We start from the raw sequence: 21,003 nt of genomic DNA on the forward strand, positions 1-21,003 counted from the left end.
CCACTAGGATGATGGATCATGGAATCCTCCAAAACCCCGAATCCGATTTCCACACTGCGAGTTGGCACTGCTTTTGACGCCCACCGCATCGAGCCCGGCAAACCCTGCTGGATCGCCGGCCTCATCTTCGAGGGCGTCGACGGATGCGAAGGACACTCAGACGGTGACGTTGTCAGCCACGCCATCGTCGACGCAGTGCTCTCCGCAACCGGGCTGGGGGACCTGGGCAGTTTCGTCGGTGTTGACCGCCCGGAGTACGAGGGGGTCACTGGGGTGCAGTTGCTTACCGAGTTGCGTGAACTCGTCGCCGCCAACGGCTACACCGTGCTCAACGCTTCAGCTCAACTCATCGGCCAGACCCCCAAAATGGGCCCGGTGCGCGAAGAGGCCGAGCGCGTCCTGTCCGAAGCTCTCGGCGCACCCGTGTCCGTGAGTGCCACGACGACCGACGGGATGGGTTTCACGGGATCGGGGGAGGGGAGAGCGGCGGTGGCGACGGCGCTCGTCGATAAGCGATAGTTAAACTGGGGCGCGTGACTCAACGCATTTTTGACACCGCGACCCGCACTCTCCGCGAATTTGAACCTCTCCGTGAGGGGCACGTCTCGATGTATGTGTGCGGTGCGACGCCGCAGTCCTCGCCGCACATCGGGCATCTGCGTTCCGGCGTGGCCTTCGACATCGTGCGCCGCTGGTTCCTCGCCACCGGTTACGATGTCGCTTTTGTGCGCAACGTGACCGACATCGACGACAAAATCCTCACAAAAGCCGCCGAAAACGGTCGCCCCTGGTGGGAATGGGTGTCCACCTACGAGCGCGAATTTACACGCGCCTACAGCACGCTGGGCGTTCTGCCACCGAGCGTCGAGCCACGCGCAACCGGGTTTGTCACCCAGATGATCGACTACATGCAAAGGCTTATCGACGCCGGCTTTGCGTATGCCGCCGACGGCTCCGTCTACTTCGACGTTGCTGCCTGGGTAGCGGCGGAAGGCTCCGACTATGGGTCCTTGTCCGGCAACCGCGTCGAGGAGATGGAACAAGGTGAAACCGACGTGGCCAGCAAGCGCGGCGCCCATGACTTCGCGCTGTGGAAAGCTGCGAAACCCGGCGAACCGAGCTGGCCCACCCCTTGGGGCGATGGCCGCCCCGGCTGGCACTTGGAATGCTCCGCGATGTCAACGTGGTACTTGGGTGCTGAGTTTGACATTCATGGTGGCGGGCTTGACCTGCAGTTCCCGCACCACGAGAACGAGCAAGCACAATCCCACGCTGCCGGCGACGGCTTTGCCCAGTATTGGATGCACAACCACTGGGTGACCATGGCGGGGGAGAAAATGTCGAAGTCGCTGGGCAACGTGCTCTCGATCGACAACATGCTCGAGGCCGTGCGCCCGGTGGAGCTGCGCTACTACCTGGGGTCCGCGCATTACCGCAGCGTGCTGGAGTATTCGTCGGCGGCGCTGCAAGAAGCTGCGGCAGGCTACCGGCGTATTGAGGATTTTGTCGCCCGCGCCGCTGCTGCTTCTGGCGGCGAGCCCGTGTCTCGCGGCGAGTGGACCCCTGCGTTCGCGGAGGCCATGAACGAGGACTTCGGCGTACCTAAGGCGCTGGCGGAGATCCACAACACCGTCCGTGCAGGCAACAAGGCGCTCGCGGACGGCGACGCGACGTTAGCCCGCAATTTCGCCGGTTCAGTCCGCGCAATGACTGCTGTGCTGGGCATCGACCCCGGCGAGTGGGCGAGTGCTGCCGACGCTTCCAGTGCTTCTGGCGCGGCGGAGGCGGCTCTGGATGTCCTCGTCCAGGTTGAACTGGAACGTCGCGCGCAGGCTCGCGCCGACAAGGACTGGGCCACCGCCGACGAAGTCCGCGACCGTCTGGCCGCCGCTGGCATCGATGTCACCGACACCGCCGATGGTGCCACGTGGGAGCTGAAGGGATAAAGAAGAATGGCTAAACCGTACGAGCGCCCCGATAAGCAAAAGAAGAACAAGAAAGGCGCCACTAAAGGCTCCGGCGGCAAGCGTCGACGTGGCCTGGCGGGCAAGGGGCCGACACCGAAGGCCGAGGACCGCGTGTACCACTCCGCCCATAAGCGGAAGTTGGAGCGCCAGCGCCGTGATCAGGGCCGCCATGAACGGGAGCAAGCGGACCTCGTGGTGGGCCGCAACCCTGTCATCGAGTGCTTGCACGCGAAGGTGCCGGCTGAGGCCCTCATCATCGCCCACGGCACCGGCCACGACGACCGCTTGAGTGAAGCCGTCCTCATGGCCAACACCCGCCAGATCCCGGTGCATGAGGTGCCGCGCCGGGACCTGGACAACATGACGGGCAACACCCTCCACCAGGGCATCGGCCTGAAGATTCAGCCGTACAAGTACGCCGACGTCTTCGACCTCATCGCTGGCGTGAATGATCGCGGCGAAACCGGCATGTTCGTCGTCCTGGACAACATCACGGACCCGCGCAATCTGGGTGCGGTGATCCGTTCGACAGCGGCGTTCGGCGGCCACGGCGTAATCATCCCGGAGCGTCGTTCAGCACAGGTCACGGGTGTTGCGTGGCGGACGTCTGCCGGCACGGCTGCCCGTCTGCCGGTTGCGCGTGCGACGAATCTCACGCGCACGATTAAGGAGTTCAAAAACAACGGCTACATGGTCGTGGGCCTTGACGCGGGCGGGGAGCACACCCTGGACACGTTCAACGGTGCGACGGACCCGGTGGTCATCGTCGTCGGTTCCGAGGGCAAGGGCATTTCCCGCTTGGTGCGTGAGAACTGCGACGTGATCATGTCTATCCCCACTGCGGATTGGGTGGAGTCTCTCAACGCGTCCGTCGCCGCGGGTGTTGTGCTCAGCGAGTTCGCGCGCCAGCGCCGCACGAGCTAGAGCTGTCGCGTGGTGGCGGGCTGTATCGTCCGCCGTGCGCCCGGGGGACTGTGCGGTCAGGGACGGGCGCGGCCCTGGATCCAAAAAGGACTCCAGAAGATGTTCTTCGGGGCAAGTCCCAGTTCTTCTTTGGCAAACCGGCGCGCTTGTTTCGCTAACGCGGATTCGCAGCAGGCGTAAACGTAACGGATGCCGTCAAACTTGCGTTCAACACGGAGTTTGCAGGTCAGGCACTGCAGTAGAGCTTCGACGTGCTCGGAGTAGCCGGAATACACGATGTCCATGCTGGCCACGCGCGGCCGCCAATCGAGGAACTCCGGCGAATGGTCGGCGGACGATTCGGACACGAGAACAACGTGTGTTTGAGCCAGCTCGGCAGGGTGGAATTCGTCGAGGAACTCGAGAATGCCCAGGATTGACGGGGCGGAGGTTGCGTCACCGACGAGCAGCTGCGGCTCCGCACGATTGAACGGGGCGTACGACGGCCGGTGCCACAGCCCGTTTGCCGCCACAATGCCCACCTTGTCGCCGGGAGTGGCGGAGAGTACCCATCGTAGGCCGGGGCCTTTCGCATCGGCGACGTTGTCTACTCCGTGAGTGACGATCTGTGTGGATAGAGTGTTGTCACGCCAGTTCAAGTGGCGGATTGTGTACCAGCGAAGATCGGGACGGGTGGCACTGGGCAGCGACGCGACATGGCCGCGGATGTTCGCCGTTGCCTGCGGAGGTATCGGCGTATAGTCCTGGCCGTGCTGTGGCATGAGCAGGCCGAAGAATTCGTCGGGTCCTGTGATGCCGAAACTGGCCAGCTCAGGGGCATAGAAAGTGATCTCCCGAACGTGTGGCGCGATTAGTTTGTTGGACACGACTTCCGCTGTGAATACTTCCGCGCCGTCGCGGGTGGGGATGGTGTTGATGTGGGGGTCTGTAAACGCCGCCGATGGTGAGATAGCCACGGTGTCACCTTTTTCCCACCGGTGCTGCGGGAATGATGAGCGGACCGCCGACGGCAGGATCTTCTTCGACCAACGCCTCAAGGTCGAAGACGCTGCGCAGTAGATCAGGTGTGATCACGTCAGCGGGGGATCCGGCGGCGTGCAGCGCGCCGTCGCGTATGACAAGGAGGTGGTCGGAGTAGCGGGCGGCGAGGTTGAGGTCGTGTAGCACCATGACCACGGTGCGGTCGAGTTGGGTGTTGAGCCGCCGCACTAGGTTGAGTACGTCGATGGAGGTGGAGAGGTCGAGGTAGGTGGTGGGTTCGTCGAGAAGCATGGTGGGCGTTTGTTGAGCGAGGACCATGGAGATCCAGACGCGTTGGCGCTGCCCGCCGGAGAGCTGGTTGATGTCACGGTCCGCCAGGTCGGTCGATTGGGTTTGGGCGAGCGCGTCTGCGACGACCTCGCGGTCTGTCGATGACCATTGGTTGAACCACGTTTGATGCGGGTGTCTGCCCCGCCCCACCAGGTCTTTGACCAGTAGTCCCTCGGGCGCTGTGGGGCTTTGAGGCAGCATGGACAACAGCGTGGCGAGCTGTTTGCGGGGCATCGCGCGCACGTCGCGGCCACCAAGAAGCACTTCGCCTGAGGACGCCACTAGTCGCCCCACCGCCTTCAACATTGTCGACTTCCCGCACCCGTTAGGCCCGATGACCGTGGTCACTTTGCCGGCAGGGATGTTTACGTCGAGTCCGTCAATGACTGTCTTCGTTCCGTATGAGACCCGTAGGTTGCGCACGGTGATGCCGTCCATTAGATCGAATTCCTCCGGTTGTTTTGAATCAGCACGTAGATGAGGAAGCTTCCGCCAAGCACTGCGGTGAGCAGGCCCACCGGAAGGGCGACGGGCAGAGCGTGGGTGGTGACCAAGTCGGACGCTGTGACGAGCAGCGCGCCGGTGAGCGCTGAAGCGGTCAGTGGCGGTGAAGAAACCGCGCACAGACGCAACGCCACCTGCGGCGCGACGAATGCGACGAACCCGATTGGTCCTGCCGCTGCCACCGCCACGGCTGCAAGAACGGCCGAGCAGGCGATGAACGTTAATTGGTTCCGGCGGGGGTTCTGCCCCAATCCGGTGGCGAAATCAGGGCCAAGCTCCATCGCTTTGAACTGGTAGCTGATCCAGGCTATGACAGGGATAAATACTCCCAGCAGGACGAAGACGGGGGTGGCGGTATGCCAGTTGGCGGCGTTGAGGGAGCCGGTAAGCCAGACAGTGGCTGCTTGGGCGTCGCGAAGATCGGCGCGGATGAGAAGGTAGCTGACGTACGCTTGGAGCAGCGCATTGATGATCACGCCGAAGAGGACCAGACGGAAGGAATCGACATTGCGCCGGAACGCAAGCAGCCAGATCACCAGCGCCGACGCCATTGCGCCGACTGCTGCCGCAGTGGAGATGCCCAGCCCACCGATCCATGACGTGACCACGCTCGCGCTTCCCGTGCCAATCACGATCACAGTGACGGCTGCAGCGGACGCGCCCATCGTGATGCCGAGGATATCGGGACTAGCCAGCGGGTTCCGCGTGACAGACTGCATCAGCGCACCAGATAGCCCCAGTGTGGCGCCCACGCCGACGGCTGTTGCAGCGCGTGGCATACGCCATTTGAGCACCACGAGTTTCTCTGTCGTCTCACCCCCGCCCAGCAGAACGTTCCAAACGGCGCCAAGTGGCAGGTTGTAATCGCCCACAGCGAGCTTGAGGGCGAAGAGCACAAGCACAGTCAGCGCCAGCAGCACTGTGGCTAGGAAAACTCGCGGCCGCCACGCCGCGCTCATCTGTCCCACGCTAATCGACGCCCTAGTTTCCCTCCTCACAGCGCCATCACCTTATTCCTGTACATCATCCATATGAAAAATGGTGCGCCCACAAACGCCAGCACGATGCCCACTTGCACTTCCGCTGGGCGGGCGATGAGGCGTCCGGCGATATCGGCGTACAGCAAAAAGTTCGCCCCAATGACACTGGAGAGGGGGAGGATCCAGCGGTAGTCCGGACCGCAGATTGTGCGGCTGATGTGCGGAACAACCAGGGCGAGGAAGCCGATTGGGCCTGCCGCTGCTGTTGCGGAGCCGGCTAGTAGAGCGATGATCGCCATCCCGGCCACCCGGTGTCGTTGCACATTTACGCCTAGTGAGCTGGCTACGTCTTCGCCCAGCGTCAACAGGTTCAGCCCTGGGGCCGAAGCGAATGCCGCCACCACCCCGAAGCCGATGAACGGCAGCACACCCCAGAAGACGTCGAGGCTGCGGCCTGCCACGGAGCCTACGTTCCAGAAACGCATTTGGTCGAGGGAGTTGGCGTCGATAAGCACAAAGGCGGAGGTGGCTGCCCCCATCACCGCCGACAACGCAGCCCCGCCAAGTACCAGATTCAACGGGTTGACATGGCCGTTTCCCGCAGCGGCGAGCGCGAAAACCGCTACCGTGGCTAGCCCCGCCCCGATGAACGCCACGACCGCTGACCCGGTCACGCTTGTTACCCCGAGGAACGTGAATGACACCACCGCCAGCGCCGCCCCCGCAGACACTCCCAAAATTCCCGGATCTGCCAACGGGTTGCGCGTGTGCCCCTGAATCAACGCGCCCGCTACCCCAAGGGCCGCTCCCACGAGGATTGCCAACAGCGTGCGCGGGAACCGCAGCGCCGCAACAGTGAGTTCGTCCTGTGAAATCGTGTCCATGTTGCGGTGGAGGTCACGGATGTGGGTGAGTGCGTGCCAGACGTCGACAAGCGCGATGCTGCGCGCGCCAACCGCAAGACTGAGCATGAACCCTACTGCGAGCAATGCGAAAAGTACTGCTAGTGCACTGCTTTTGCCCGTCAGGCTGAAACCGGCGCGCACCGTGTGGGGTGGCAGGTCCGCCTGCGTCGCAGTTTTCATGACAGGCAGTCTAGACTACCTAGCACCAGTTAGGGTAGCCTGGCCTATCGAAATATTTATGGATGAAAGGATTGACCATGAAACGTCTCGCCAGCCTTTTCCTAGCCTGTGCAACTGCGGTGGCACTCACCGCATGCTCTGGCACCGCGAATGACGCGAACGACGCCAGCTCCGCAAGCGGCGCGCCCGCAGGCGACTTCCAGCCCGTGTCCATCAAACACGCGCTCGGCACCGCAGAAATCAAGGAGAAGCCCGAACGCATCGTTACCATCGGCCAAGGCTCCGCCGAAATCGCCATCGCGATGGGCCACACCCCCGTTGCCATCCAGTCCTACGCCTGGGGGTCCGACGAGTCCGGCTACCTGCCCTGGATCAAAGAAGCCGTCGAAGAACGCGGCGATGAGCTGCCCAAACAATTCGAAGGCGATGACGCGCTTAGCGCAGAGGAAATCCTCGGATACAAACCCGACGTGATCCTCGCGCCTTGGTCAGGCATCACGCAGGAGCAGTACGACCAGCTGTCCGAAATTGCCCCAACCATCGCCTACGAGAAAGAGCCGTGGACGATCACCTGGGAAGAGCAAGTTGACGTGATTGCTAAGGCACTTGGTGAACCTGACAAGGCCCAAGCCGTCAAAGACGATGTCAAAGCTGCCTTCGAGGAACAGTCCGAAGAAAACTACGGCAACTACACCTTCAGTTATATCTATAACGACGGCCCCCAGAACTTGGGTATTTTCCTTCCCAATGAGCAGCGCGTCGCGTTCTTGTCCAACCTGGGCCTTAAAGTCGACGACGTGTACAAGCAGTTCCCGGAAGTTCCCGGCACCGACTCCGCTGAACTGTCCAAAGAGAACGCGGACGCACTAAACAGCTCTGATCTCATATTCACGTTCTACTCTGATGAAGCTAACCGTGATGAGATGCACAAGGACCCTGTCTACTCTCGCATCAAGGCCATCGAGAAAGGTGCCGAGGTCGCAGCGACGGATCAGTCGCTGGTCACCGCGTCGTCGATCATCAACCCGCTAACCGTGCGGTGGGCTGCGCCGCGATTCAAGGAGCTTATCGACGCCGCCATCACCAACGCCAACAAATAATCCCGGCCGCTAGTCGCACTGGCTCGACTTGAGCTATTTATCTAGAGCCCGAAGAACTCCGCCACCAGCTCGGCCCCCACGACTTTGTTCGTGCCGGGGCCGAGCTTTTTGTCCATCTCTTTCGGGTTGGGCACCAGGTGACCCATGCCCTCGATCGTCCACAGCTCGACCGGATTTTTCGCTTCTCGACGTTCACCCCACCTATCCACCCACACCCCCTCTACCACTTCTGTGGTGGTGTAATCGCCAGAATCGAGCCCGTTGAGCTGCGCGAAGAAGCGAGCGGAGTCTAGTGCGGAGCGCGCCACTCCACGGTTGGCGTTGCCGATGCCGGAGACGCCACCTTCATAGGGCACGAGAGGGTCCGCTGTCCCTTGAACGGAGAGGACGGGGACGGGCGCCCAATCCTCGAAGTGCGCGGCGAGTTCCGGCAGCACGTTATCAGCCGCCGGCCACGGCGATCCGAAACATGCGATGCCATCCAGGAAACCGGGCGCCTCCAACCCCAGTCGTTGCAGCATCTGGCCACCGTTGGAGAAGCCACAGCCGATGATCCGGCCAAAGCCTGTGCCAATGTCTGAGCCAAACTCTGCGGTGAGGTGGGAGGGGAGGGAGGTGAGGAAGGAGGTATCGTCGATAAGCGATTTGCGCGCTGCCTCGTTGAAGCCGACTCGATGGTCGTTGAAATGCCTGTCCACGCCGTCCGGGTACACGACGACGCAGCCCCGCGCGGTCAACGCGTCGAATGTGTTGGCTGTGAAGCGTCGTGCGACGGAGCCGGACTGCAATGAGCCGTGGAGGAACAACACCAGATCCGCACTCGGTGACACCTCCTCCGGCAGGACACATGTGACGCGGCGTTCGCGGCCGTCGTGGGGCAATATGAGGCGCTGGACAATCACGTCCTACACACTAGCGTTACAGTGGCCACATGAGTCAGAAGAAGGGCACTCTCGCCTCCATCGCCGCTGAGCTGGGTGTTTCGCGTACGACGGTGTCGAATGCCTACAACCGCCCAGAGCAGCTGTCCCCGGAGCTGCGCGAGAAGATCTTCGCGGTGGCCCGCGCACGCGGCTACACAGGGCCGGACCCGATGGCCCGCAGTTTGCGCACGCGCCGGGTGGGGGCGATTGGGGTGATTCTGACGGAGCATGTGTCGTATGCGTTTGAGGATCAAGCATCGATAGATTTTCTGGCCGGGCTCGGGGAGAGCTCCGCTGGCGCCAACACCGCGCTGACCCTCATCCCATTGGGGCCGGCCGATACAGGGGAGATAAGCCCACTTATTGCTGGCGCGCTTGTGGACGGGTTTGTGGTCTACTCCGTGCCACACGGTGAGCCGCACCTTGACGCGGTACATGCGCGTGGGCTGCCCGTGGTGGTGTGCGATCAGCCGTACCCGGAAGGTGACGTCGCTTTCGTGGGCATTGATGACCATGAGGCGATCAAGCCGGCTGCGCGAGCTCTCGTGGAGGCGGGGCACCGGCGGATCGGCATTGTGGGTAAGCGCTTGTTCAAGGACGTGGCGCGCGAAGGCACCGTGCCTAAAGCAGAGGTCGAAGCGGCAGACATGCACGTGCAGCGTGCCCGAGTGCTGGGTGCGCTCGACGTGTTCACGGAGGCCGGCATCACCAATGTGCCTGTGGTTACGCGTCACTTCAATGATTACGGGTCCGCGATGGATGCCGCGCGTGAGCTGTTCGCGCAGGCCCCGGACCTGACCGGGGTGCTGTGTACGACGGATTCGATGGCGCTCGGTGTGCTGGAATACTGCCTCGAACATGGCTTGGATGTGCCGGGGGATATCTCCGTCACGGGCTTCGACGGCGTGGAGTGGGCGCTCGCACGTGGTCTGAGCACGGTGATTCAGCCCAACAAGCACAAGGGTGCGACAGTGGGGAAGGTGCTCTCGGAGCTCGTTGAAAGTTCGCTTATCGACGAATCCCCCCACCTTCCCCGCCTCACCCTTCCCACCCGTTTCAGTCCTGGGCAGACCGTCGGGCCACCGCGAGATTGAGAAGAAACTGCGCCATCTCTTCCACGGAGCCGAGGCGATGCTGCGCGCAGGTCTCGGCTGAGCCGGTGCTGCCGGTTGCTGCGCTGACTTTGATTCCCACATCGCCCCGCGCCGGGTCGAGCACAGCGAGAGCGGTTTCATCGGTGACGTCATCACCCGCGAACAAAGTGGCATCGAAGCGTGTTTTCTCAGCGGCTAACCACGTTCCCTTCGTTGTGGTTACGGCTGAAAACTCCACGACGTTGTGACCCGGCATCGGCGGAATGCGTGAGGTGAGTGCGAGGGCGTCACGCAGCATTGCGGCCCTGAGCGTGACATCCTTCACTTTGGCTACGTGCAGCACGCGCTGGTAGGGCTTTTCTTCCACGAAGGACGGCGCCACCGCGATCCGTTTCAGCTCGGCGCCAATGCGGTCCAATTCAGCCTGCTCATCAGCGCTCAAGGTCGGCCCGCCGTGGGTTGGTTCCGCACCATGGGAGCCCACGAGGATCACCGGCTCCCGTAGCGGGCATACCTGCCGCAAGCCCTCCAAGTGGCGCCCGGATAACACGGCAACAGTGGTTCCCGAAAGTCCCGCAAGTTCCTCCAGGGCAGTGATCGCCCCAGGATGCGGCTGAACCGCATATGCGTCAGGCCCAAGCTCGCAGATTGTGCCATCAAAATCAACGCAGACCAGGAGGTTCTCTACCTGCGCCAGCGAAGAAAGTAGCTTGCTCATCACAGCGCCTGTCACTGTGCCACGAGCCTTAACGCGGGCTTATCCACCGCATCCGTCCGCTTGGTCATCACTAGCTCCTTGGGTGAGTCCTCGCCGTAGCTGCGGATGTCGAACTCGGAGCCCTCGGTCAACAGGGAGGTCAGGTGGGTGTGGAGGAGGCGGGTGCCGCCTTGGCAGACGTCGATAAGCGGGCCCTCCTTGACTTCCACCAACCGGACAAAATCACTGGAGACCTCAGCCCGCGCCTGCAGTGGGGCGCACCCTGTCTGAACGGCGAGCGAGGACGGGCCGAACGCGAGCAGCGCGCGCCCCGCTGCATCCGGCATCACACCACTGGGGGTTGCGGGGTCTACGTACACAGCGACGACTTCCCACGTCGTGTCCTCCAGTTCCCCCGGCTGCGGAGCGCACGCAGCGAGCAGAAGGCAAGAGATCAAAGCCAACACGCGCTTCATCGACGGTCCCTCCTTACAGAGGTGAGCTCGCTCAAAAATGCTTCCGCCCAACGCGACACATCATGCTCGCGCACGCGCGCATTCATGTGCAGCATCGCATCGCGCGCGGCGGGGGAGCCCTGCGCCTCGATGGCGGCGACGATGGAGTTCTTCACCGACTCCACATCAAACGGATTGCACAGGTGCGCCCGGTCCAACTCCACCGCAGCGCCTGCGAACTCCGACAAGACCAGCGCCCCGGAACCATCCGGGTGGCACGCGACGTATTCCTTGGCCACCAGGTTCATGCCGTCCTTAAATGGCGTGACCAGCATGATGTCGGCGGCGGAATAGTAACTGCGGAGCTGGGACTTTGACACCGCATGGTGCTCGTAGTGCACCACCGGGTGGCCCAGCTTGCCGTAGCGGCCGTTGATCCGACCGACCGCTTCCTCCACGCCGGCACGGGTAGCCTTATAGCTATCGATGCGCTCCCGCGACGGCGTAGCCACCTGAATCAGCGCCGCCGATTCCAGCCGGCCTTCCTTCAAGAGCTCCTCAAACGCGGTCAGGCGCTGCAGGATGCCCTTGGTGTAGTCAAGACGGTCCACCCCGAGCATGAGCGTGTCTGGGTTAGACACCAATCCGCGGACTTGCGCAATGGCGGCGTCGTCGGCTTTGTTGAATTCGCCAGCGTCAATCGAGATAGGAAAGGTCCCCGTCCGCGGTGTAGTCACATCCGGGTCGCTGGCGGCAAGATCCAGGAAGTTTGTTTCATCTCGGCGCCGCTGGAAGCCGATCAGGTCCGCTGCCTCTAGCCCGCGCAGCACATGCTTGCGCCACGGCAACTGGCGGAACAGATCCGGATGGGGGAAAGGAATATGCAGGAAAAACCCGATGGTCACATCTGGGCGCAGCTCCCGCAACATCCCGGGCACCAGCTGCAGTTGGTAATCCTGCACCCACACCGTTGCACCTTCCGCTGCGGCGTCGGCGGCGGCGCGCGCAAACTTCTCATTCACCGCGCGGTAACGCTGCCACCACTGACGGTGGTACTGCGGCGTGACAATGAGGTCGTGGTACAGCGGCCACAGCGTGGAGTTGGAAAACCCCTCGTAGAAGTCCTCGAAGTCATCCGCGTCGAGTTTGACGGGTTGGAGCCGGATGCCGTCGTGGGTAAAAGGCGGGAACGTCGCATCGGGCTCGCCGGGCCAGCCGACCCAGCAGCCACTGTTGCGCTTCAACACGGGGGCAAGCGCCCCCACGAGCCCACCGGGGGATGCCACCCATTGTCCGTCAACCCGGTCAACTGGCAGGCGGTTAGCTATGACAACGAATGCGTTGTCCCCGCTCATGATTCGTCCTCGAACTTTCTAGCTGCTCGTGGATTTCTTAGCGGTTTTCTTGGTGGATTTCTTGGCTGTTTTCTTAGCCGTCTTCTTGGCAGCTTTCTTTGCGGCCTTCTTCACCGTTTTCTTGGCTGTCTTCTTCGCAGTATTCTTGGCTGACTTTTTGGCCGTTTTCTTGGCAGCCTTCTTCGTCGCCTTCTTTGCCGGCTCGCTTGCGGCCTCTGCGCCGGCTAGGTCCTCTTCGTACTGCTTGTACACCAAACCTTCCGGTTCGACGCCAAGCATGCACATCAAGGTCACCCCGTCCGTCAGGTCCTCGGCGTAGGTGGCCACCACACTGCGTGCGCCCGCGGCGGTTTGTTCCTCGACCGCATGGACGGCGTCCGGGTTCGGGCGGCTGTCAGTGATCTTGGGTGGCACGGTTACCTCCATCGGTGTCGGGTTGATTGCTTATCCACGAGCCCTTCTCGGCCCATTCATTCTACGCTACTGCCCAGCCGGCGGGATGTTTGGACGCTTAGGCTGCTTGGGGGGTTTGGGCTGGTGTTTTTTGGAGGGGTGGCCTGTGAGGCGTCGAGAAGCGGCTTGCTCGGCGCGTCTGATCTGCTGGAACGTGATGCGGCCTGCAGCGCGGAAAGCGTTGTAGGGGTTGAAAAGTTCGGGGCGACGGATGCGGCGGGTGATCCATTCGCCGAGGACGACCCCGCCGGCAAGGGCCATGCAGGTACCGATGGCAAGGAAAAGATTGTTCAGGCCTAATACGGTTTGCTCGTTGAGCAAGGCGTACATGCTGCGGTAGACGCCGGAGCCGGGGAGAAACGGGGTGACGCCGGCGACGGCGGTGATGAGTGGCGCGATGAGGAAGCGGCGGGCCAGCAAACCACCGGCGAGGCCGACCATGATGGCGCACAGTGATACGGCGAAGAGGCGCCCAGCACCGAAGGGGATGAGTACGGCGTAGTAGGTGAAACCGCCCACCAGCGCGGTGACGGCGGACACGATGATTGCACGGATCTCCGCGTAGGCGGCGAGCGCAAAACCGGCGGCGGCGATCGCACCACCGATGATGCGTACGGCGGCGGAGCTGTAGGTCGGTGTGGGTGGTTGTGTCTCAATCGGCGGAAGTCCTGCGCCCATGAGATCGGCGACTTGGATGCCGCCTGCCACACCAGCGACGATTGCGCCGGTGAACAGGATGGCTTGGAAGAAGCGACCGCTGGCGGTGACGGGGGAGCCGGTGACCCCGTCTTGGAGTGATTGCACGAGTGTTAGGCCGGCGAGTAGCACGACGATGCCGGTTGCGATGACTTGGCTTGGCACGATCGTCGTTCCTGCGCGGGCGGCCAATGTGTAGAAGATTGCTGCTGGCACAGTGGCGAGAAAGCCGCCGACGACGCAGTGGTAGAAGTACGGTAGTTCGTTTTTGCCTAGCCACAGGTTGATGGAGGTGATGAGTGCTGCGGTGATGGCGCCGAGGGCGGACATGGAAAGGTCCCCTCCGAGCAGGATGGCCACGGCGGCACCGAGCATGGTCCAGCCGGCGATGGAGACCCACCAGGGGTAGGGGGGTTTGGCGTTGTAGATGTCGTCGAGGATTTTTTCGGCCATTTCCGGCGGGGTTGCGCCGGCGCGGATGGAGCGGATGAGCCGGTCGACTTCCTGCAGTTTGGTGTAGTTCTCGGTCATATCGGCGACGACGCGGAACACCCCGACGGGTTGTTTGCGAGTGGTCCCGATGATGGAGTTCACGGTGATGGTGTTCAGCGTGATGTCTACGTGGCAGTAGTGCAGGCCGTAGGAAGAAGTGACGGCGTGTATTTGCGCTTTGGCATCAGAGCTGGTGGTGCCGTTGGCGATGAGGATTTCTCCGACTCGCGCCCCGATGGTCATCACCGCGGCAACTTGCGCGGGGTCTGTCAGGTCAACCGGTGCCAGGACGGACGGCGGCGGAGACGTGCGCGCCTGGTCGATCGTTGCTACAGGGCCGGACGAGCGCAGTGCGTCCCGTAAATTCTTCATCACCGTTGCCACATCGGACACAGTATCTTGTTGGGTGACCGGCGCATACTCATTCCCCCCTATATCTTTTGTGGCTTGGGGTGGGCTGCTTGTATGATGACGGGTCAGTGCCTTCGGGCGCGGGTGCTGGAGTGGCGCAATCGGTAGCGCAACGGTCTTGTAAACCGTAGGTTGCGAGTTCAAGTCTCGTCTCCAGCTCATTTTTTCGCTTATCGACGATAAACCCCTTACCCCCACCCAGCCGACATACAGGAAACGTTCAGGCTGGGGTTGTTTACTGATGCGAGCTACATGCGTTCTTATGAAACCTAGAGAAAGCGAACCCAGAAAACATCATGGCTGAGACCACAACCCCGCAGAATGTGAAAGTTCTTGTTGTTGATGATGAGCCGAATATCGTTGACCTGTTGACTGTGTCGTTGAAGTTTCAGGGCTTTGACGTTGTCACGGCTGATTCGGGTCAGGAGGCGCTGAAGCTGGCTCATGAGCACGAGCCGGACGCGTACATCCTGGATGTGATGATGCCGGGGATGGATGGCTTTGAGTTGCTGTCCAAGCTGCGCGCGGAGGGGTTGGATGCCCCGGCCCTCTTCCTCACTGCTAAGGATGCGGTGGAGGATCGTATCCATGGCCTGACCATTGGTGCGGATGATTATGTGACCAAGCCGTTCTCCCTCGAAGAGGTGATTACTCGTCTGCGCGTGATTCTGCGCCGCGGCAATGTCACCGATGAGGAGTCGAAGGACGCCACGATCCGTTACGCAGACCTCACCTTGAACGACGAGACGCATGAGGTGACTAAGGCAGGTCAGATCGTTGAACTGTCGCCCACTGAGTTCAACCTTCTGCGCTACTTGATGCTCAATGCTGAGGTGGTGCTGTCCAAGGCGAAGATCCTGGACAACGTGTGGCACTACGATTTCGGTGGGGATGGAAACGTGGTGGAGTCTTATATTTCTTACCTGCGCCGCAAGGTGGACCAGGAAGAGCCAAACCTTATTCAGACGGTGCGCGGCGTTGGCTATGTTCTGCGTACTCCGCGCCAGTAAGGGCTAGACTCCATCTCTCATGGGGTCCCCCACGAAACTCTTCACAGGCCGGCCGGCTACTTTTCTGCGTCTTGCCACCGGCTGGGTTTCTCGAATTCGGCTGGCTACGCGCTTGCTGGTCATCTTGATGGTGGTGGCTGGCCTCGGTCTCATTGGCATGTCCACGGCCGTGTGGGGGCTGACGCATAAGCAGATTTATGAGCGCGTGGACGCAGACCTCAAACGCAGTCTTGATTCGTGGGCGTTGAATCCTGATACCCGCTCCATGAACACATCCTTACCGAGTGAGTACATGCTCATCTCCTTCGTGGAGGGAGAGCTTCGGGCGATTAATGCCTCTGGGGACATCCCTAATTTGAGTGGGCTGACCTATGACCGTCAGCCCCACACCGTCGCCTCTCTTCCCTCGAGCGACACCGGGGAAGAGAAACAGTTCCGGGTGATCGCAGTGCAGGCTGTGGATGGCACGGTCACCATCGTGGCTAAGAGGCTGGATGATGAGGTGCGACTGTTGGATGGGCTGGGGGTGGTGTTGGCGTCGATAAGCATTCTTGTGCTTGCGATGATGGGCGCGGCGGGCACATTCTTCGTGCGGCGCGCTCTGCTGCCTATCAAAGATCTGGAAAATACCGCGATGGCAATTGCGGACGGCGCGACAGATTGCCGCGCACCGAACTGGCCACGAAGCACCGAGGTGGGGCAGCTGTCTTACGCCATGAACACTATGATTGAGCAGCTGCAAGAAACACTCGAAAAGTCACAGGAGAAAGAGGAGCAAATGCGCCGCTTTGTCGGCGACGCCTCGCACGAGCTGCGCACTCCGCTGACCAGCATCCGCGGCTACACGGAGCTGTACCGCGCCGGGGCGACCGAAGACGCGGACATGGTGTTAAGCAAAATTGACGAAGAATCCGGCCGCATGAAACTGCTGGTGGAGGACCTGTTGGCGCTCACTCGTGCGGACGGCTCACGCCTGAACATGCGCAGCGTGGACATGCTGGAACTCGTGCTTTCCGTCGCTAGTTCCGCGCGTGCGGCATTCCCGGATCGCTCGCTGCACGTCAACAACGTTGCCGACGACATTCCCATGGTTTCCGGCGACCCCGACCGCCTCCATCAGGTGCTGCTCAACCTGATTTCGAACGGCTTCAAACATGCCGGCCCCGACGCGGAGGTCACCGTCACGGTGCGCGAATATCTCGACCGCGTCTACATCGACGTGGAAGACAACGGCGTGGGCATGTCGCCGGAGGACGCCGCCCACATCTTTGAGCGCTTTTACCGCGCCGACACCTCCCGCAATCGCTCTAAAGGCGGCGGTTCCGGGCTGGGTTTGGCCATTACAAAGTCACTCGTCGAGCAGCATGACGGCGCGATCACCGTGGCTAGCGAACTTGGTAAAGGCACGAAATTCACCGTCAGCTTGCCCAAAGCCTAGTTGCTTATCGGCGCCCGTCTTCTCCGGTTCCTAACCTCTCCCTCAGTTTTCCCGCGGCGAGGTCCATCTCGGCGGGATCGGTGTCGTCAGGGCGCATGACGCTGGCCAGGTTGTAGCCCGACATGTCATCGGCGGGGAAGACGTGGATGTGGGCGTGTGGCACCTCAAAACCGGCGATGAGGTAGCCGGCGCGCTCGGACCCAAACGCGTCGATGATAGCTCGGCCGATCTCCTGCGCGACCTCGTTGGCGTGCAGCCAGACCTGCGGGTCAAGGTCGGTCCACTTGTCTACTTCCGCAACAGGAATGACCAGGGTGTGGCCGTAGGCGATGGGCTCAATGGTTAAAAAAGCGGCGACGGTCTCATCGCGGTAGACGAAGCGACCGGGGATCTCACCGTTCAGAATCTTTGTAAAAACTGTGCTCATGCCTGCCCAGGGTAGCGATACAATCGCAAGCATGCGCATCCTTGTCATCGGTTCGGGCGGCCGCGAACACGCCCTGCTTACTGCACTGTCCCGTACGTCCTCTGGCGAGCATGACCTTCATGTCGCACCTGGGAATGCAGGTATGCGCGCCACGCGGCACGATGTGGCTGTCGATGACCCGGCGGCCGTGACCGCCCTGGCCCGCGAGATTGCCGCGGACCTGGTGGTCATCGGCCCGGAGCAACCACTGGTGTCTGGCGTGGCTGACGCGCTGCGTGAGGCGGGGATCCCGGTCTTCGGCCCGTCGCAGGAGGCGGCGAAGTTGGAGGGCTCCAAGACGTTTGCCAAGGAAGTTATGGCCACCGCCGGTGTGCGTACCGCGCGCGCGAAGCAGGTGACCGAACCGGACATGGTGAAGGTGGAGCTGCGCGAGTTTGGGCCGACCTTCATTGTGAAAGATGACGGCTTAGCCGGTGGCAAGGGTGTCGTGGTCACCGATGATGTGCGTGAGGCAGTGGCGCACGCGAAGGCTGTCATTGAGGGTGGCAACCCGGCGCTGCTCGAGACTTTTTTGGGTGGCCCGGAGGTCTCGCTGTTTTGCCTTGTCGACGGTGAAACCGTCGTCCCCCTCCTTCCCGCCCAAGACCACAAGCGTGCCTACGACGGCGACGAAGGCCCCAACACCGGTGGCATGGGTGCCTACACTCCGCTGCCGTGGCTGCCGGAAGATGGTGTGCAGCGCATCGTCGATGAGGTAGTTGTGCCGGTAGCACACGAGATGGTTCGCCGAGGCATCCCGTACTCCGGGTTGTTGTACGCCGGATTGGCGTGGGGCGATGAAGGGCCGGCGGTGATTGAGTTCAACGCCCGTTTCGGCGACCCGGAAACGCAGGCGGTGCTGGCACTGCTGGAGTCTTCTTTGGCAGATGCGCTTTATGCCACTGCAACAGGTACTTTGGCGGACCTGCCGCCGCTGAAGTGGAAGGACGGCTATGCCGCCACGGTTGTGCTGGCAGCAGAGGGCTATCCGGCCAACCCGCGCAAGGGAGCAGAAATTACGGGTGAGGGGTTGGACGATTCGCGCATGGTTCTTCATGCTGGCACCGCTAAGGGCGAGAACGGCGGCTACGTCGCTGCTGGTGGGCGCGTACTCAACGTGGTGGGCACCGGTGCAACCTTGGAGGAGGCCACGAAGGTGGCGTATGACGTGATTGAGAAGATCCAGCTCGACGGCTCTTTCTACCGCAAAGACATCGCACGCCCCGCGATTGACGGGGAGATCACGGTAGGCCCCTCCCGCTAGGACTCATGCGATAATGGGCCGCGTGAGTAACGCGAAGCCCAATAATGCCAACGTCCTGTCCAACCGCTACGCCTCGCCGGAGATGGCGCGGCTGTGGAGCGCCGAGCACAAGATCGTGCTCGAGCGCCAACTGTGGATCGCCGTGATGCGCGCGCAGCGTGACCTCGGCGTGGACATCCCCGACGAAGCAATTGCGGCATATGAGGCTGTGGTGGACCAGGTGGATCTTGGCTCCATCGCTGACCGTGAGCGTGTGACGCGCCACGACGTGAAGGCGCGCATTGAGGAATTCAATGCGCTGGCAGGCCACGAGCACATCCACAAGGGCATGACCAGCCGCGACTTGACGGAGAATGTGGAGCAGCTGCAGATCTACCGTTCGCTGGAGCTCGTGCGTGGTCGCGCTGTGGCGGTGCTCAACGCGGTGGGTAACCGTGCGGCGGAGTACCGTTCGTTGGTCATGGCTGGCCGTTCCCATAACGTGGCGGCGCAGGCCACCACGCTGGGGAAGCGCTTTGCGTCCGCTGCTGATGAGATGCTGGTGGCGCTCGACCGCGTGGAGGATCTGTTGAGCCGTTACCCGCTGCGCGGTATCAAGGGGCCGATGGGCACTGCGCAGGACATGCTGGACCTCGTCGATGCCGATGAGGCGAAGCTGAACCAGCTGGAGCGAGCTATCGCGCAGCATCTCGGGTTTGAGCGCATTTTCGATTCGGTGGGCCAGATCTATCCGCGTTCGCTCGACTTTGACGCAATTTCTGCCCTGGTGCAGCTTGGTGCCGGTCCGTCGAGCTTGGCCACCACGATCCGTCTCATGGCGGGCAACGAGACCGTGACGGAAGGCTTCAAGGAAGGCCAGGTCGGCTCCAGTGCCATGCCGCACAAGATGAATGCGCGTTCCTGCGAGCGCGTTAGTGGTTTCCAGGTGATTCTGCGCGGCTACCTCACGATGGTGGGCGACCTTGCTGGTCAGCAGTGGAATGAAGGCGACGTGTTCTGCTCTGTCGTGCGCCGTGTGGCGTTGCCAGATGCGTTCTTTGCTATCGACGGCATGATGGAGACTTTCCTCACCGTCCTGGCTGAGTTCGGTGCATTCCCCGCGATGATCACGCGTGAGCTGGACCGCTACCTGCCGTTCCTGGCCACCACGCGCATCCTTATGGCCAGCGTCCGCGCAGGTGTCGGCCGTGAGACCGCGCATGAGGTGATCAAGGAGCACGCGGTAGCCATGGCACTGGACATGCGCGAAAACGGTGCGGAGCAGAACCTAGTGGAGCGCCTCGCCGCGGATGATCGCCTGCCGCTCAATCAAGAGCAGCTAGAGGAGGCACTGGCGGACCGTCACGCTTTCATTGGTGCCGCAGAATCCCAGGTAGATAATGTCTTGGCGCGGATTCAGCAGTGGGCGAATAAGTACCCGGAAGCGGTTGCTTACACTCCTGGAGAGATCTTGTAGCTAAAGGCGTAACATCGCACGCATGCGTCCAGAGCTTTCTGACTATGAACATCTTTCCGCGGGCAAGGTCCGCGAGATCTATGAGATCGACGATGACACCCTTTTGATGGTGGCCACTGACCGGATTTCCGCGTTCGATTTTGCGCTCGAGCCGGAGATTCCGGACAAGGGCAAGATTCTCACCTACACCAGCGATTTCTTCTTTTCGCTTCTCAGCGGTGTGCCCAATCATCTTGCAGGCCCCCTCGATGACGAGAGGATCCCTGAGGAAGTCCTCGGCCGTGCCTTTGTGGTGAAGCGCCTGCAGATGATCCCCTTTGAGTGCGTCGCGCGTGGTTACCTGACAGGTTCGGGCAAGAAGGAGTATGATGCCAGCGGTTCCGTCTGTGGCGTCCCACTACCGGAGGGGCTCAAGGAGGCCTCGAAGCTGCCGGAGCCGATCTTCACGCCAGCCACCAAGGCGGAGCAGGGGGATCATGATGAGAATGTGCGGTTTGAGTACGTCGTGAAGCATGTGGGCAGCGAGCTCGCAGAGAAACTGCGCGAGGCCACGCTGGACATTTACACGCGCGCCGCGGAGTACACCGAGTCGCGCGGGATCATTCTTGCGGACACGAAATTCGAGTTCGGCCTGGACACAGACGGCACGCTCGTGCTTGCCGACGAAGTCTTGACCCCCGACTCCTCCCGCTACTGGCCCGCCGATTCGTATGAGGAGGGGCAGGTTCAGCCCAGCTTTGACAAGCAGTACGTACGCAACTGGTTGACCGGCCCGAAGTCCGGCTGGGACCCCGCAGAGGGCACGCCGCCGCCCGAGCTACCGGGCTCAGTGGTGGAGGCCACACGCGACCGCTACATCGAGGCGTACGAGCGCCTGTCGGGCCGCAAGTTCGTGTGATCTAGCGGGGGCTAGACTCGGTGG

At 61.9% G+C, this 21,003-nt stretch carries 21 protein-coding genes and 1 tRNA gene; 11 read left to right on the top strand and 11 right to left on the bottom strand.

From position 1 onward, the window contains the following. The first annotated feature begins 18 nt into the window (after window positions 1-18). The 3 genes from ispF to rlmB are packed head-to-tail and all read left to right on the top strand — an operon-like array spanning window position 19 to window position 2,891. Complete coding sequence (gene ispF, locus HMPREF2129_RS01670) at window positions 19-519, top strand: 2-C-methyl-D-erythritol 2,4-cyclodiphosphate synthase (protein ID WP_034662213.1); 501 nt, start codon at window positions 19-21, stop codon at window positions 517-519. Window positions 520-533: 14 nt separating this feature from the next. Beyond that, window positions 534-1,946, top strand: coding sequence for a cysteine--tRNA ligase (gene cysS, locus HMPREF2129_RS01675; RefSeq protein ID WP_034662215.1), 1,413 nt, complete (start codon window positions 534-536; stop codon window positions 1,944-1,946). A gap of 6 nt (window positions 1,947-1,952) precedes the next feature. Then, a complete protein-coding gene (gene rlmB, locus HMPREF2129_RS01680) occupies window positions 1,953-2,891 on the top strand; it encodes a 23S rRNA (guanosine(2251)-2'-O)-methyltransferase RlmB (protein ID WP_034662217.1) in 939 nt (312 codons plus the stop codon). A gap of 56 nt (window positions 2,892-2,947) precedes the next feature. Here rlmB and HMPREF2129_RS01685 read toward each other — a convergent pair whose 3' ends face one another. Genes HMPREF2129_RS01685 through HMPREF2129_RS01700 form a run of 4 tightly spaced genes read right to left on the bottom strand, consistent with a single transcriptional unit; the run spans window position 2,948 to window position 6,771 of the window. Then, window positions 2,948-3,847: a siderophore-interacting protein gene (locus HMPREF2129_RS01685; protein ID WP_052092530.1), complete on the bottom strand. Its 900-nt coding sequence runs from the start codon at window positions 3,845-3,847 to the stop codon at window positions 2,948-2,950. A gap of 4 nt (window positions 3,848-3,851) precedes the next feature. Continuing rightward, window positions 3,852-4,640, bottom strand: a complete 789-nt coding sequence (locus HMPREF2129_RS01690) for an ABC transporter ATP-binding protein (RefSeq protein WP_034662221.1) — start codon at window positions 4,638-4,640, stop codon at window positions 3,852-3,854. After that, on the bottom strand, window positions 4,640-5,665 hold the full coding sequence (locus tag HMPREF2129_RS01695; RefSeq protein ID WP_084576421.1) for a FecCD family ABC transporter permease: 1,026 nt from the start codon (window positions 5,663-5,665) through the stop codon (window positions 4,640-4,642). Before HMPREF2129_RS01695 ends, HMPREF2129_RS01690 begins: the two co-directional genes overlap by 1 nt. Window positions 5,666-5,700: 35 nt before the next feature. Continuing rightward, window positions 5,701-6,771 (bottom strand): FecCD family ABC transporter permease, encoded by a 1,071-nt coding sequence (locus tag HMPREF2129_RS01700; RefSeq protein ID WP_052092532.1) that lies wholly within the window; start codon window positions 6,769-6,771, stop codon window positions 5,701-5,703. Between the two features lie 77 nt (window positions 6,772-6,848). Between HMPREF2129_RS01700 and HMPREF2129_RS01705 the strand changes: the two genes are divergently transcribed. After that, window positions 6,849-7,871: an ABC transporter substrate-binding protein gene (locus HMPREF2129_RS01705; protein WP_232218066.1), complete on the top strand. Its 1,023-nt coding sequence runs from the start codon at window positions 6,849-6,851 to the stop codon at window positions 7,869-7,871. Between the two features lie 41 nt (window positions 7,872-7,912). Here the strand turns inward: HMPREF2129_RS01705 and HMPREF2129_RS01710 are convergent, their stop codons facing one another. Then, complete coding sequence (locus HMPREF2129_RS01710) at window positions 7,913-8,773, bottom strand: alpha/beta hydrolase family esterase (RefSeq protein ID WP_034662228.1); 861 nt, start codon at window positions 8,771-8,773, stop codon at window positions 7,913-7,915. Window positions 8,774-8,802: 29 nt separating this feature from the next. On the opposite strand from HMPREF2129_RS01710, the gene HMPREF2129_RS01715 reads away from it, so the two are divergent. After that, entirely contained in the window at window positions 8,803-9,888 is a 1,086-nt protein-coding gene (locus HMPREF2129_RS01715) for a LacI family DNA-binding transcriptional regulator (RefSeq protein ID WP_034662231.1), read from the top strand. On the opposite strand, the gene HMPREF2129_RS01720 is transcribed toward HMPREF2129_RS01715, so the two are convergent. The 5 genes from HMPREF2129_RS01720 to thrE all read right to left on the bottom strand — a co-directional run bounded on the left by HMPREF2129_RS01720 (window position 9,851) and on the right by thrE (window position 14,408). After that, window positions 9,851-10,606, bottom strand: a complete 756-nt coding sequence (locus tag HMPREF2129_RS01720) for a trehalose-phosphatase (RefSeq protein WP_034662385.1) — start codon at window positions 10,604-10,606, stop codon at window positions 9,851-9,853. The two genes, HMPREF2129_RS01715 and HMPREF2129_RS01720, sit on opposite strands and share 38 nt — an antisense overlap. 11 nt (window positions 10,607-10,617) lie before the next feature. Then, complete coding sequence (locus tag HMPREF2129_RS01725) at window positions 10,618-11,061, bottom strand: hypothetical protein (protein WP_034662236.1); 444 nt, start codon at window positions 11,059-11,061, stop codon at window positions 10,618-10,620. Continuing rightward, window positions 11,058-12,395, bottom strand: a complete 1,338-nt coding sequence (locus HMPREF2129_RS01730) for an alpha,alpha-trehalose-phosphate synthase (UDP-forming) (RefSeq protein ID WP_034662239.1) — start codon at window positions 12,393-12,395, stop codon at window positions 11,058-11,060. The genes HMPREF2129_RS01725 and HMPREF2129_RS01730 overlap by 4 nt, the downstream gene beginning before the upstream one ends. Before the next feature lie 18 nt (window positions 12,396-12,413). Further along, a complete protein-coding gene (locus HMPREF2129_RS01735; protein WP_034662388.1) occupies window positions 12,414-12,809 on the bottom strand; it encodes a hypothetical protein in 396 nt (131 codons plus the stop codon). A 66-nt stretch (window positions 12,810-12,875) separates the two neighbouring features. After that, on the bottom strand, window positions 12,876-14,408 hold the full coding sequence (thrE, locus tag HMPREF2129_RS01740) for a threonine/serine exporter ThrE (RefSeq protein ID WP_034662391.1): 1,533 nt from the start codon (window positions 14,406-14,408) through the stop codon (window positions 12,876-12,878). A gap of 125 nt (window positions 14,409-14,533) precedes the next feature. On the opposite strand from thrE, the gene HMPREF2129_RS01745 reads away from it, so the two are divergent. From HMPREF2129_RS01745 to HMPREF2129_RS01755, 3 genes are all read left to right on the top strand, one after another. Further along, window positions 14,534-14,606: transfer RNA gene (locus HMPREF2129_RS01745), tRNA-Thr, on the top strand. Between the two features lie 137 nt (window positions 14,607-14,743). Further along, window positions 14,744-15,457, top strand: a complete 714-nt coding sequence (locus HMPREF2129_RS01750) for a response regulator transcription factor (protein WP_034662242.1) — start codon at window positions 14,744-14,746, stop codon at window positions 15,455-15,457. 19 nt (window positions 15,458-15,476) lie between these two features. Then, the gene (locus HMPREF2129_RS01755) at window positions 15,477-16,895 is read left to right on the top strand and encodes a sensor histidine kinase (RefSeq protein WP_084576423.1); all 1,419 of its coding nucleotides are present in this window, start codon (window positions 15,477-15,479) and stop codon (window positions 16,893-16,895) included. Window positions 16,896-16,899: 4 nt separating this feature from the next. On the opposite strand, the gene HMPREF2129_RS01760 is transcribed toward HMPREF2129_RS01755, so the two are convergent. After that, the gene (locus tag HMPREF2129_RS01760) at window positions 16,900-17,322 is read right to left on the bottom strand and encodes an HIT family protein (protein ID WP_034662396.1); all 423 of its coding nucleotides are present in this window, start codon (window positions 17,320-17,322) and stop codon (window positions 16,900-16,902) included. Window positions 17,323-17,353: 31 nt separating this feature from the next. Between HMPREF2129_RS01760 and purD the strand changes: the two genes are divergently transcribed. Genes purD through HMPREF2129_RS01775 form a run of 3 tightly spaced genes read left to right on the top strand, consistent with a single transcriptional unit; the run spans window position 17,354 to window position 20,979 of the window. Next, a complete protein-coding gene (gene purD, locus HMPREF2129_RS01765; protein WP_034662244.1) occupies window positions 17,354-18,625 on the top strand; it encodes a phosphoribosylamine--glycine ligase in 1,272 nt (423 codons plus the stop codon). A gap of 13 nt (window positions 18,626-18,638) precedes the next feature. Further along, window positions 18,639-20,081 (top strand): adenylosuccinate lyase, encoded by a 1,443-nt coding sequence (purB, locus tag HMPREF2129_RS01770; protein ID WP_034662245.1) that lies wholly within the window; start codon window positions 18,639-18,641, stop codon window positions 20,079-20,081. Between the two features lie 22 nt (window positions 20,082-20,103). Continuing rightward, complete coding sequence (locus tag HMPREF2129_RS01775) at window positions 20,104-20,979, top strand: phosphoribosylaminoimidazolesuccinocarboxamide synthase (RefSeq protein ID WP_034662248.1); 876 nt, start codon at window positions 20,104-20,106, stop codon at window positions 20,977-20,979. Window positions 20,980-21,003: the final 24 nt, after the last annotated feature.

This window comes from Corynebacterium tuscaniense DNF00037, assembly GCF_000759055.1.
Taxonomy (GTDB): Bacteria; Actinomycetota; Actinomycetes; order Mycobacteriales; family Mycobacteriaceae; genus Corynebacterium; species Corynebacterium tuscaniense.